This window comes from Trinickia violacea (genome assembly GCF_005280735.1).
Classification (GTDB): domain Bacteria; phylum Pseudomonadota; class Gammaproteobacteria; order Burkholderiales; family Burkholderiaceae; genus Trinickia_A; species Trinickia_A violacea.
Map to the genome: position 1 here is coordinate 3,653,436 of NZ_CP040077.1, position 12,200 is coordinate 3,665,635.

12 protein-coding genes are annotated in these 12,200 nt (G+C 64.1%); 9 read left to right on the top strand and 3 right to left on the bottom strand.

The genetic code is table 11. From position 1 onward, the window contains the following. Positions 1 to 118: 118 nt before the first annotated feature. The 3 genes from pgl (at position 119) to FAZ95_RS16745 (ending at position 4,532) form a co-directional block, all read left to right on the top strand. Positions 119 to 823 carry a 6-phosphogluconolactonase gene (gene pgl, locus FAZ95_RS16735; protein ID WP_137333468.1) on the top strand — a complete coding sequence of 235 codons (705 nt, stop codon included), beginning with the start codon at positions 119 to 121 and terminating at the stop codon, positions 821 to 823. Next, positions 801 to 2,717 carry a bifunctional transcriptional regulator/glucokinase gene (locus tag FAZ95_RS16740; RefSeq protein ID WP_137333469.1) on the top strand — a complete coding sequence of 639 codons (1,917 nt, stop codon included), beginning with the start codon at positions 801 to 803 and terminating at the stop codon, positions 2,715 to 2,717. Before pgl ends, FAZ95_RS16740 begins: the two co-directional genes overlap by 23 nt. A 666-nt stretch (positions 2,718 to 3,383) precedes the next feature. Next, positions 3,384 to 4,532 (top strand): porin, encoded by a 1,149-nt coding sequence (locus FAZ95_RS16745; protein WP_137333470.1) that lies wholly within the window; start codon positions 3,384 to 3,386, stop codon positions 4,530 to 4,532. Positions 4,533 to 4,671: 139 nt separating this feature from the next. Here the strand turns inward: FAZ95_RS16745 and FAZ95_RS16750 are convergent, their stop codons facing one another. Next, entirely contained in the window at positions 4,672 to 5,913 is a 1,242-nt protein-coding gene (locus FAZ95_RS16750) for a Bcr/CflA family multidrug efflux MFS transporter (RefSeq protein ID WP_137333471.1), read from the bottom strand. Positions 5,914 to 6,162: 249 nt separating this feature from the next. Here FAZ95_RS16750 and hemL point away from each other — a divergent pair, with 249 nt between their 5' ends. From hemL to FAZ95_RS16765, 3 genes are read left to right on the top strand one after another with little or no spacing between them, the layout of a single operon-like run. Further along, on the top strand, positions 6,163 to 7,446 hold the full coding sequence (gene hemL / locus FAZ95_RS16755) for a glutamate-1-semialdehyde 2,1-aminomutase (RefSeq protein ID WP_137333472.1): 1,284 nt from the start codon (positions 6,163 to 6,165) through the stop codon (positions 7,444 to 7,446). 33 nt (positions 7,447 to 7,479) lie between these two features. After that, a complete protein-coding gene (gene ribD, locus FAZ95_RS16760) occupies positions 7,480 to 8,613 on the top strand; it encodes a bifunctional diaminohydroxyphosphoribosylaminopyrimidine deaminase/5-amino-6-(5-phosphoribosylamino)uracil reductase RibD (protein ID WP_137333473.1) in 1,134 nt (377 codons plus the stop codon). An 18-nt stretch (positions 8,614 to 8,631) separates the two neighbouring features. After that, a complete protein-coding gene (locus tag FAZ95_RS16765; RefSeq protein WP_137333474.1) occupies positions 8,632 to 9,261 on the top strand; it encodes a riboflavin synthase in 630 nt (209 codons plus the stop codon). Positions 9,262 to 9,412: 151 nt separating this feature from the next. On the opposite strand, the gene FAZ95_RS16770 is transcribed toward FAZ95_RS16765, so the two are convergent. After that, a complete protein-coding gene (locus FAZ95_RS16770) occupies positions 9,413 to 9,883 on the bottom strand; it encodes a DUF6933 domain-containing protein (RefSeq protein WP_254699731.1) in 471 nt (156 codons plus the stop codon). 154 nt (positions 9,884 to 10,037) lie between these two features. Here FAZ95_RS16770 and FAZ95_RS16775 point away from each other — a divergent pair, with 154 nt between their 5' ends. The 3 genes from FAZ95_RS16775 to FAZ95_RS16785 all read left to right on the top strand — a co-directional run bounded on the left by FAZ95_RS16775 (position 10,038) and on the right by FAZ95_RS16785 (position 11,276). Next, complete coding sequence (locus FAZ95_RS16775) at positions 10,038 to 10,382, top strand: type II toxin-antitoxin system RelE/ParE family toxin (protein WP_137333475.1); 345 nt, start codon at positions 10,038 to 10,040, stop codon at positions 10,380 to 10,382. After that, positions 10,379 to 10,693 (top strand): helix-turn-helix domain-containing protein, encoded by a 315-nt coding sequence (locus tag FAZ95_RS16780; RefSeq protein WP_137333476.1) that lies wholly within the window; start codon positions 10,379 to 10,381, stop codon positions 10,691 to 10,693. The genes FAZ95_RS16775 and FAZ95_RS16780 overlap by 4 nt, the downstream gene beginning before the upstream one ends. A gap of 391 nt (positions 10,694 to 11,084) precedes the next feature. Beyond that, a complete protein-coding gene (locus FAZ95_RS16785) occupies positions 11,085 to 11,276 on the top strand; it encodes a hypothetical protein (protein ID WP_137334596.1) in 192 nt (63 codons plus the stop codon). Between the two features lie 60 nt (positions 11,277 to 11,336). Here FAZ95_RS16785 and FAZ95_RS16790 read toward each other — a convergent pair whose 3' ends face one another. Then, positions 11,337 to 12,086, bottom strand: a complete 750-nt coding sequence (locus FAZ95_RS16790) for a creatininase family protein (RefSeq protein ID WP_137333477.1) — start codon at positions 12,084 to 12,086, stop codon at positions 11,337 to 11,339. Positions 12,087 to 12,200: the final 114 nt, after the last annotated feature.

The following is a 12,200-nucleotide window of genomic DNA, read 5'->3' on the forward strand; positions in this document are numbered from 1 at the left end:
TCGGAAGAGAATTGATGGTTTATTTATGATTGACGGTTTGCACGCGGCCGAAACGCCGCGCGCGACTCGCCGACCGCACCAAATCGACGAAACCTACAAAAAGCAGCCTGGAGGAGAAGTGATCGAGCTTCACGCTTTCGACGACCCGCGCGTCCAATCCGACGCGCTGGCGAAAGCGGTGCGCGACGCGCTACAAGCGTCGCTCGCCGCCCATGGCAGCGCGAGCGCAGCGGGCGCGCCCCGTGCAACGCTCGCCGTATCCGGCGGCACCAGCCCGCGCCCGTTTCTCGAGACGCTCTCGCACGAGCCGCTCGACTGGGACCGCATCGACGTCACGCTCGTCGACGACCGCTGGGTCCCGGACACCGATACCGCCAGCAACGCGCGCCTCGTGCGCGAAACCTTGCTCACGCACGCCGCGAGCCAAGCGCGCTTTCATCCGCTCGTCGACATCTCGCAGCCGCTCGACGCGCACATCGCCGCGCTGAACGGCGATGCGGCGCGCGCCTTGCCGCAGGTCGCCGTGCTCGGCATGGGCGAGGACGGCCACACCGCCTCGATCTTCGCCGACGCGCCCGAATGGGACTTCGCGATCACGACGCCGGAGCGCTTCGTCGCCGTCCATCCAAGCGCCGCGCCCCATGCGCGCGTGAGTTGGTCGCTCGCGGCCCTCAAGCGGATCGACCGGCTGTTCCTGCTCATTGCCGGCCCGCGCAAGCTCGACGTGCTCAACGCCGCCGCGGCCGCCGACCAAAAAAACGCCATCTCGAAGCTGGCAAACGACAAGGGAGTCAGACTCGATGTCTACTGGTGTGCAAACTAAGGCTGTCCCCGGGGTGGGCCAGCACGCCGACGGGCCGCGCCTGTTGGCCGACATCGGCGGCACCAACGCGCGCTTCGCGCTCGAAACGGGTCCCGGCGAGATCACGCAGATCCGCGTCTATCCGTGCGCGGAATATCCCGGCGTCGCGGAGGTGCTGAAGAAATACCTGAAAGATACGAAGATTGGCCGCGTGAACCACGCGGCGATCGCGATCGCGAACCCGGTCGACAGCGACCAGGTCAGCATGACCAACCACAACTGGACGTTCTCGATCGAGGCGACGCGCCGCTCGCTCGGCTTCGATACGCTGCTGGTCGTCAACGACTTCACCGCACTGGCGATGGCGTTGCCCGGTCTCACCGACGCTCAACGCGTGCAGGTCGGCGGCGGCACGCGCCGGCAGAACAGCGTGATCGGCCTGCTCGGGCCGGGCACGGGGCTCGGCGTATCGGGCCTGATTCCCGCCGACGACCGCTGGATCGCGCTCGGCAGCGAAGGCGGCCACGCGACCTTCGCGCCGGCCGACGAGCGCGAAGACCTCGTGCTCCAGTACGCGCGCAAGAAGTGGCCGCATGTCTCGTTCGAACGCGTGGCCGCGGGCCCGGGGCTCGAGCTGATCTACCGCGCGCTCGCCGCGCGCGACAAGAAGCGCGTGCCCGCCACGCTCGATCCGGCCGAAGTCGTGAACCGCGCGCTCGAAGGCGAAGCGCTCGCGGTCGAAGTCGTCGATTGCTTCTGCGGGATTCTCGGCACCTTCGCCGGCAATATCGCAGTGACGCTCGGCGCGCTCGGCGGCATCTATATCGGCGGCGGCGTCGTGCCGCGGCTCGGCGAAGTCTTCGCGCATTCGCCGTTCCGCGAACGCTTCGAAGCGAAGGGCCGCTTCCAGCCCTATCTCGCGAACGTGCCGACTTACGTGATCACCGCCGAATATCCGGCGTTCCTGGGCGTCTCGGCGATCCTCGCCGAGCAGCTGTCGAATCGCTCCGGCGCGGGCTCGTCGGCCGTGTTCGAGCGCATCCGCCAGATGCGCGATGCGCTCACGCCGGCCGAGCGCCGCGTCGCGGACCTCGCGCTCAATCACCCGCGCTCGATCATCAACGATCCGATCGTCGACATCGCGCGCAAGGCCGACGTGAGCCAGCCGACCGTGATCCGCTTCTGCCGCTCGCTCGGCTGCCAGGGGCTCTCCGACTTCAAGCTCAAACTCGCGACGGGCCTCACGGGCACGATCCCGGTGAGCCACAGCCAGGTGCATCTGGGCGACGCCGCGACCGACTTCGGCGCGAAGGTGCTCGACAACACGGTGTCGGCGATCCTGCAGCTGCGCGAGCATTTGAACTTCGAAAACGTCGAGCGCGCGATCGACCTCCTGAACGGCGCGCGGCGCATCGAGTTCTACGGCCTCGGCAACTCGAACATCGTCGCGCAGGACGCGCACTACAAGTTCTTCCGCTTCGGCATCCCGACGATCGCCTACGGCGATCTGTACATGCAGGCGGCGTCGGCGGCGCTGCTGGGCAAGGGCGACGTGATCGTCGCGGTGTCGAAGTCGGGCCGCGCGCCCGAGCTGCTGCGCGTGCTCGACGTCGCGATGCAAGCGGGCGCGCAAGTGATCGCGATCACATCGAGCAACACGCCGCTCGCGAAACGCGCAACCGTGGCGCTCGAAACCGATCACATCGAGATCCGTGAATCGCAGCTGTCGATGATTTCGCGGATCCTGCATCTCTTGATGATCGACATCCTCGCGGTCGGCGTCGCGATCCGGCGCGCCGTGCCGAGCACGGAGATGACCGAAGCGGTGGCGAAGGCGCGCTCGGAAAGCACCGACGACGCGGTCGCGGTGCTCGACTGGCTGAGTCATGGCGCGGCGTCGTCGGCGGCGGATTGATAGGTGCACTGAGCGTCGTCCCCTTCGCGAAAACCCTGACCGCGCTTTCCCTTATTTTGAAAAAAAATGGACGCGTGGTTTCATTGAGTCTGCTGGCGAGTTAGCGACGCGCCAGCTTCATCTAAGAGCTCGACCCGCCCCGTGACAACGGCGCGGGTCTTTTTTTGTCGACACGATGTCGATCCGGACTTGGCGCTTTAGCGCCTACTCGCGTCCCATGCAAGGCTGCTAGTCGAAACCTTGCGCGCGGCCTCGGAAAAATTCAGCACTTCTTCGATTGCCCCGCCATGCGTTGGCGAGCGACTGATTAAGTGCTCCCTTCAGATCGTAATTTTTTCAGCGCATTTACAACGGTCGCAGACTTCGCGAGCGGTGTTGTAAAAAAGTCACAGCCTGATCGATTTTAAGCAATCGCTTTCATTGAAAGCCGCATGAGGCCTAGCCCCGACGAAATCAAGTTCCGCAACATGTTATTGCGAAATCAGCAACAAAAACAAAACAACTAGTGTTTCTACCAATGAGTCGGTGAATTTAAGACCCCTAGTATCCGAGCGTTCCCTGAAAACCGCGGCGGGGACCGGGTCGTTCATTAGGCATGAGTATCCGCTGCAACACTTCACCCCATCCGGGTGCTCACAAATTGCAATCCGTCTCGGAGACCACTTAATGAAAAAATCGCTCATCGCACTTGCAGTAACGAGCGCCGTCGCAGCACCCGCCTTCGCACAGAGCAGCGTCACGCTTTACGGCATCATCGACACCGGCATCACGTACGTGAACAACACCGGCGGTGCCCACCAGTTCAAAATGTCGAGCGGCGTCATCCAAGGCAGCCGCTGGGGCTTGAAGGGCACGGAAGATCTCGGTGGCGGCACGAAGGCCATCTTCCAGTTGGAAAACGGCTTCAACGTCGGTACCGGCACGCTCGGCCAAGGTAGCCGCGAGTTCGGCCGTCAAGCCTACGTCGGCCTGACGAACAACACGTACGGTACGCTGACTCTCGGCCGTCAATATGACCCGGTGGTCGACAATGCACAGCCGACCACGTTCAACGGTCAGTGGGGCGCCTACTTCTCGCACCCGGCCGATATCGACAACACCGACAACGGCTTCCGTATCAACAACGCGGTCAAGTACGTCTCGCCGCGCTTCTACGGCGTGCAAGCCGAAGGCATGTACGCGTTCGGCGGCCAGGCTGGCAGCTTCAGCACGAACAGCACGGTCGGCGGCGGCCTGAACTACTCGGCCGGTCCGCTGTACATCGGCGCAGGCTACTTCTTCGCGAAGAACCCGGGTACCCAGTTCAACGACGGCAACTTCATCGCGAACCAGGCTCATCCCGCGACCCCCAACCCGCTCAACGGTATTTGGGGCCTGGTCGGCCAACCCACCAGCGAGCAAAGCATCAGCGTTGGTGGCACGTACACGATCGGCGCGGCGCAGCTCGGCCTCAACTGGTCGAACGTGCGCTTCGAGAACTCGAACGGCGTGGCGGGCAACACCGTGTACTTCAACAGCGCCGAAATCTGGGGCAACTACCACATTTCGCCGGCTTTGACGGGCGGTCTCGGCTACACGTACACGCAAGGCAAGGTCGACCTCACGGACAAGAAGCCGAAGTACGGTCAACTCAATGCGATCATCGACTATGCGCTGTCGAAGCGCACCGACGTCTCCCTGATGGGCATTTACCAGCACGCGATGAGCGGCGGCGTCACGGCCGACATCTACGCGGCGCAGTTCGCTGGCTCGGCAGGCGCGAGCTCGAACACGAACCAAGTCGCCGTCCGCGTCGGCATCCGCCACAAGTTCTAAAAGCAGTATCTGTTCGGCAAGATCCGGCGGCGCACGCGTTTGCCGGCTCCGGTTCCGATTGCAAAAGCCCCGCATTGCGCGGGGCTTTTTTTATGGCACGCGACAAGTAGCGAAAACGCCGCTCCCGCTCGACGCGCGACTACGCATCCCCCGCCGGTTTAACCGTGCCTACCGTCCGCACCGGCCACCCATGCCAGCGCACGACGAGCACCCGTCCGACGAAGCAAAGCGCGCCCGTCACCGCGATCGTCGTCCCCATGCCCCTCGGCGAGCCGTCATGAAATGCGCCGACCGCGATGCTCGCGAGCGCGCCGAGCGCGAGCTGCATCGCGCCGAACACGGCCGCGGCAGCGCCCGCGTTGTGCGGATAGCGATGCATCAAATCGGTCGTGCAATTGGCCGACAACAGCCCCACGACGCCCACCACGAAGAACAGGCACACGACGATCGACCACAGCCCGCCCCACCCCGTCAGGCACGCTAGCGCGACCGCAAACGACGCGGCGCAACTGACGAGCGCCGCCGCCTTGATGATCGCGAGCGATCCGAAGCGGCCGATCAGACGCGTATTCAAGAAGTTCGCGAGCATGATGCCGACGACGTTCAGGCCGAACAGAAAGCCGTAGTGCTGCGGCTTCACGTGGAAGTAGTCGATATAGACGAAGGGCGTCGCCGTGATGTAAGCGAACATCGAAGCGAACGCCATGCCGCCGCAGAGGACGTGGCCGAGCGCAACGGGATCGGTGATCAGGTGCCCGTACACCGCGAACGACTTCAGCACCGCGGCGCTCTTGCGCTTCTCTTTCGGCCACGTCTCGGGCACGCGGTAGAACGCGAGCGCGGCGCAAAGGGCGCCGAATAGCGTCAAAAACACGAAGACCGCGCGCCAGCCGCCGAAGAGCAACACTTGCCCGCCAACGAGCGGCGCGAGAAGCGGCCCGATCGCCGTGACGATCGCGACCATCGACAGCACGCGCGCGGCGTCGGTCGGCTCGTGCGCGTCGCGCGCAATGGCCCGCGCCAGCACCGACGCCGCCCCCGCGCCAAGCGCCTGCAGAAAGCGCACGGCGACGAGCACATCGATCGACCACGACACGACGCAGCCGATGCTCGCGAGCGTGAAAAGCGCAATGCCGCCGAGCAGCACGGGCCGCCGCCCCCAGGTGTCCGAGAGCGGCCCGTAGAGCAGCATGCCGAGCGAGAAGCCGAACATGAAGCTCGTGAGCGTGGCCTGCGCGGCCGACGCACCGACCGCGAACGACTGCGCGATCGACGGCAGGCTCGGCAGATACATGTCGGTGGAAATCGGCCCGCACGCGGCAAGCGCGCCGAGCAATAGGATCAGCCGGCCATCGGGCCGGCGCTTGACGACGTGAGACATGGGAAATCCGAAAGATGCGGCCCGGCAGCGGGCCTTGCGAAACGCTGACAACCAGCCGGCATTGTACTCGACGGTATAAATTACCCGACGGCGGCGCGGAAGGTGCGCTTGAGGGCGCTGACCGGCCAAACGGCCGAGCCCGGCAAGCCGGCACGACTCCGGTACAATTTGAGCCATCTTTTCGCGCGAGAAGCACCTCTTTGGGGCCGCTTGCGAGCGCTCCGCCTCTCATCCAGCAGATTTCATCCCATGTCCAAGAATCAAGCTCTGTTCGAACGCGCCCAGCTCACCATCCCCGGCGGCGTGAACTCGCCGGTGCGCGCCTTCCGTTCGGTCGGCGGCACGCCGCGCTTCGTCGAGCGCGCACAAGGCCCGTACTTCTGGGATGCCGACGGCACCCGCTATATCGACTACATCGGCTCCTGGGGCCCGATGATTCTCGGCCACGTGCACCCCGAAGTGCTCGAAGCGGTGCAGCGCGTGCTCGCGAACGGCTTCTCGTTCGGCGCACCGACCGAAGCCGAAATCGAAATCGCCGAGGAAATCTGCAAGCTCGTGCCGTCGATCGAACAAGTGCGGCTCGTGTCGAGCGGCACCGAGGCGACGATGAGCGCGCTGCGTCTCGCGCGCGGCTTCACGAACCGCAGCCGCATCGTGAAGTTCGAGGGCTGCTATCACGGCCACGCCGACAGCCTGCTCGTGAAGGCCGGCTCGGGCCTGCTCACGTTCGGCAACCCGACGTCGGCGGGCGTGCCTACCGACATCGCTAAGCACACCACCGTGCTCGAATACAACAACGTCGCGGCACTCGAAGAAGCGTTCGCGGCGTTCGGCGGCGAGATCGCGTCGGTGATCGTCGAGCCCGTCGCAGGCAACATGAATCTCGTGCGCGCTACGCCCGAGTTCCTGCAGGCGCTGCGGCGCCTGTGCACGCAGCACGGCGCCGTGCTGATCTTCGATGAAGTGATGTGCGGCTTTCGCGTCGCACTCGGCGGCGCGCAGACGCTCTACGGCATCACGCCCGACCTCACGTGTCTCGGCAAGGTGATCGGCGGCGGCATGCCGGCAGCCGCGTTCGGCGGACGGCGCGACATCATGGCCCATCTCGCGCCTCTGGGCGGCGTGTATCAGGCGGGCACGCTGTCGGGCAATCCGATCGCCGTCGCCGCAGGGTTGAAGACGCTGCAATTGATCCAGGCGCCGGGCTTCTATGAAAGCCTCGCCACGCAAACCACGCGCCTCGTGAACGGCCTCACCGCCGCGGCGCGCGAAGCCAAAGTGCCGTTCGTGGCCGATGCGATCGGCGGCATGTTCGGCCTCTACTTCACCGAGCAAATCCCCGCGAGCTTCGCCGACGTCACGCGCTGCGACATCGCGCGCTTCAACGCGTTCTTCCACAAGATGCTCGATGCGGGCGTGTACTTCGCGCCGTCCGCGTACGAAGCGGGCTTCGTGTCGATCGCGCACGACGACGCCGTGATCGACGCCACCATCGATGCCGCACGCGACGCGTTCGCTGCGCTGTCGGCTTAAAACAAACCTACATCAATCGAGGCACACGCCGCGATGTTTTCCGAAACCGACTTCATCCATATGCAGCGCGCGCTCGCCCTCGCGGCGCGCGGCATGTACACCACGACGCCGAATCCGCGCGTCGGCTGCGTGCTCGTGAAAGGCGGCGTCGTGATCGGCGAAGGCTTCACGCAGCCCGCCGGCCAGGACCACGCCGAAGTGCGCGCGCTCAAGGATGCCCGCGCGCGCGGCAACGATCCGCGCGGCGCGACCGCCTACGTGACGCTCGAGCCGTGCAGCCACTTCGGCCGCACGCCGCCGTGCGTGAACGCGCTGATCGACGCGCAGGTCGAGCGCGTGATCGCCGCGATGGAAGATCCGAACCCGCAAGTGTCGGGGCGCGGCCTCGCGATGCTGCGCGAAGCCGGCATCGACGTGCGCTGCGGCCTGCTCGCGAACGAAGCGCATGAGATGAACATCGGCTTCGTATCGCGCATGACGCGCGGCCGGCCGTGGGTGCGCATGAAGATCGCGAGCTCGCTCGACGGCCGCACCGCCCTGCCCTCGGGCGAAAGCCAGTGGATCACGGGCGACGCCGCACGCGCCGACGGCCACGGCTGGCGCGCCCGCGCGTGCGCGATCCTGACCGGCATCGGCACCGTGCGCGAGGACGATCCGCAGTTGACCGTGCGCGCGGTCGCGACGACACGCCAGCCGCAGCGCGTGCTGATCGACAGCCGCCTCGAAGTGCCGCTGACGGCGCGCATCCTCGAAGGCGCGCCGCCGCTCATCTTCTGCGCGGCGATCGACCAGGACAACGCCGATCACGCCGTCTCGCTCGCCGCGCGCGGCGCGGAGATCGTGCCGATCGCGAATGCGCACGGCAAGGTCGATCTGCCGGGGATGCTCAAGATTCTCGGCGCTCGCGGCATCAACGAATTGCATGTCGAGGCGGGCCACAAGCTGAACGGGTCGCTGTTGCGCGAAGGGTGCGTCGACGAATTGCTCGTCTATGTCGCACCGAGCCTGCTCGGCGCCGAATCGGCGGGGATGTTCGACCTGGCCGCACCCGCAACGCTCGACGCGCGCAAGCGCCTCTCTTTCCACTCGCTCGAGCGAATCGGCGATGACTTGCGCGTGCTCGCGCGCTTCGTGACCGCCGACGCTTCGCGCGACGCCACTCGCTAACTTTCAGGAATCCAATCGATGTTTACAGGTATCGTCGCGGCGGTCGGCCGCATCGAATCGATCCAGCCGCTCGGCGGCGCACCGGACGCGGGTGTGCGACTGACGGTGAACGCCGGCTCGCTCGGCCTCGAAGACGTCGCGCTCGGCGACAGCATCGCGATCCAGGGCGCGTGCATGACGGTGATCGCGAAAACGGCGCAGACGTTCGACGTCGACGTGTCGCGCGAAAGCCTCGATTGCACGGTGGGTCTCGCGCAGACGGGCGACGTGAATCTCGAGAAGGCGATGCGCGCGCATGATCGGCTCGGCGGACACATCGTGTCGGGGCACGTGGACGGGCTCGGCACGGTCACGCATTTCGCGCCGGTCGGCGAGTCGCACGAGTTGCGCGTGCTCGCGCCGCGCGAGATCGGCCGCTATCTCGCGTACAAGGGTTCGATTACCGTGAACGGCGTGAGCCTCACGGTGAACTCGGTGAACGATCGCGACGACGGCTGCGAGTTCTCGATCAACCTGATCCCGCACACCGTCGAAGTGACCACGCTCCAGCATCTCGCGCCGGGCGTGAAGGTCAATCTCGAGATCGATTTGATCGCGCGGTATGTCGAAAGGATGTTGTCGACGGCGTCGCCGATACAGGGTAGCTAACCGCTGCGGTCAGCCTCGCTGCACGACTTGTTCCGCTCCGCGACAAGTCGTCCATCGAGCACCTCTGTAATCCGGATGCGCTTTGCATCCGGCCGGTCGAGCATCAGCCCTCCGGCCCACTCACACAGGACTATGACGCGGCAAATCGCAATCAGGCGGCCGCTCCATGGTTCGTCAACTCTTTCAACGCCCGCTCGGGAGACACCGGTCCCTTGTAAAGCGGGCTACATGGCGTGCGCGCCAGTTTTAGCGACAGCTCGACGAGTTCGGTCGGTTTGTCGTGGACGCGGTAGCCTTCGGCGAGGCGTGCGAACTCCGTCATGATGCCGACAACGCTGCGACTTTGCGTCTTCCCGTATTTGACGACCTGCATTTCGCGTACTTCGGAGTCGATAAACGAACGCGGCACTCCGTGGGCGGCCAGTATATCTGTCAGAGCCGCCGGAAACCTAACCGCCAGGCTAGCCGCCGGAGCCAATGGTATCAGCACAGGCAATAGCGTTCGCTCATTTACAAGCATCGCAACCTGCGGCCGCCACGGCAAAACAGTTGCGTACCAGTTGCCAAGCTTCGCGGTGCTGCTTACGGTCTCGAGCACGTCGGGATTCAGGCGTTTGAGCAACTTGTGAGTGCAGTAAAGACACAGCATAGAAAAAGGGAACAATCCTGTACCAAGAGAAGGTGTACGTCCAGCGAACAAGCGTGGCTCGGCCCAGCCCAGCCCGTTCGCCGACGCATGCCCTTGCGATTATACGCAAATAGCGTATAATTCGACGATGCAAGCGACCTTCATCGAACTGCCGCCATTTTCCCGTGAACGCGAAAACTACCTCGCGGATGACGAGTACGCCGTCCTTCAGAAAGAGCTGCTGGCCAATCCCGAGGCTGGTGACTTGATCAAGGGAACCGGCGGTCTGCGGAAGTTGAGGTTCGCTGACAAACGCCGCCAGAAAGGCAAACGCGGTGGCCTACGAGTGATCTATTACTACTGGGTCAGCGGTTATCAATTCTGGTTGTTCACACTGTACGACAAGGATGAGATGGCAGACCTAACCAGTGACGAGCGGAAAGCCTTCGCGAAGCTACTGGAAAGAGAGGTCACGATACGGAGCAAGCAATGAAGAAGCGAAACCTGTTTGCTGAATTGACCGAGGGTCTCGACGCCCTTGCTGCCGAGCGCGAAGAGAAAATCACGCTGCGCAAGATCAAGGCCGAAGTGCCCGATGCGCTCGACATCTCGCCGGCCGAAATCAAGGCCGTACGCGAAGCCTCTCACGCGTCTCAAGCCGTCATGGCCCGAAGCCTGCGCATCAACGTGCGCACGTATCAGAATTGGGAACAAGGCAAGGCCAAGCCCAATGCGCAGGCTGCCACGCTGATCCGACTGGTCGCCAAGCACCCCGAAACGCTTCAGATGCTGGAAACGCTCTAAATGATGTCCGATTGCGGGCACCGTCCAGCATCGCATATCGTCTCTCGCTACGAGCAGCGGGACACCACGGTATTTGTGACGGCATACGGCCATTTTTTTAGTTCGGTATGTGGAGCGGATGCTATCGACGTCTCAGGACGGCCATAACCCGTTGAAATAATTCGGTCTTGGCGAACCGGCTGTCTACCGGCGTCTCGCCAAAACCAGCCAAATCCACGGTTCGGCGACGGTATACTTGACCGTATACCGTCACACCTCCCGAATTCGCCCTCTTCAACGTACCCAAATCGGCGGCCTGCCGCGCCATCATTGGCTTTGAGCGAGATTCAGTAAGACCGCTCCAGTGCGTTCGACACGACACCCACGATCCCCCTCAGCCTTGCTCAAGACCATGGACTACCGAGTCAGTTACGAACACAGCCTGAAGAGCGCCCCCGCCGCTTTCATCGTTCAGGTGCCATCGCAGCTCGTGCAGGACGTGCCTGCTGATATCCCGCGTGAGTTGCTGCCCGAGTACATCACGGACCTCATCCTCCAGCGCTCGCCGACGATCGGGCGAATTCGAAACCTTCGCATTCTCTGAAGAGAGCGTTTCTTCGGCGGACACGTCGCATGGTGGCCAATCTGGCGGAACTCGCCACGCTCACTTCGGCATCGCCTCGTCGCTGAACGCAGCCAATTCCCGCACCAGGCTCTGCGCCGCCAGCTTGACCAGTTCCCCACCCTTGTCCGGGCTCGCCTGCGCCGGGTCCGAACCGATGCGTCCATCCGGGTAGCGGGCACGGAACTCGAGCGCCTCGCGGATCGGGCCCGTCGGCGCAATTTGCGGCGTGTAGTCGGCCGATTTGATCGAGCCGGGCAGCGCCCACTGGGTGATGGCGATCTCGGACGGCGTGGCGTGAGAGCCATGACCGGTCGGAAACTGCTCGCGCGCCAGTTCGCCGACGCCTTCCAGGTCCCACCAGTTGCACAGCTTCATCGCAAATCCGGCCCGGCGCCCGGCGAAGCTGGCTTCGGCGTAGACCTCGGAGAAGGCCGCCTCGATCGACGCGATGTTGCCGCCGTGGCCGTTGAGAAACAGGATCTTCTCGAAGCCGTGGCCCGCCAGCGATCGGATCCAGTCGCCTATCGCCGCGATGAAGGTGGACGGGCGCAATGAAATCGTCCCCGGAAAGGCCAGATGATGTTGGGCCATGCCGATGTTGAATGTCGGCGCGACCAGAATATCGGCGGTCTTCTCCGCCTCGCGCGCGATGATCTCGGGACACAGCCAGTCAGTGCCCAGCAGGCCGGTCGGACCGTGCTGCTCGTTCGAGCCGATCGGAACCACGATAGTGCGGCTGCGCTTCAGAAACTGCGCGACCTCGGCCCAAGTCGAGAGGTGCAAAAGCATGGTGAACTCCTTTGTTTGGCCGGCTCCTGCGGGGACGCGAAGCGATAGCCGGTTTCGGTTTTCCGATGGTGTCAGCGTCCAGCGTATCGAGCAACAGCAACTAAGCTCACGTTC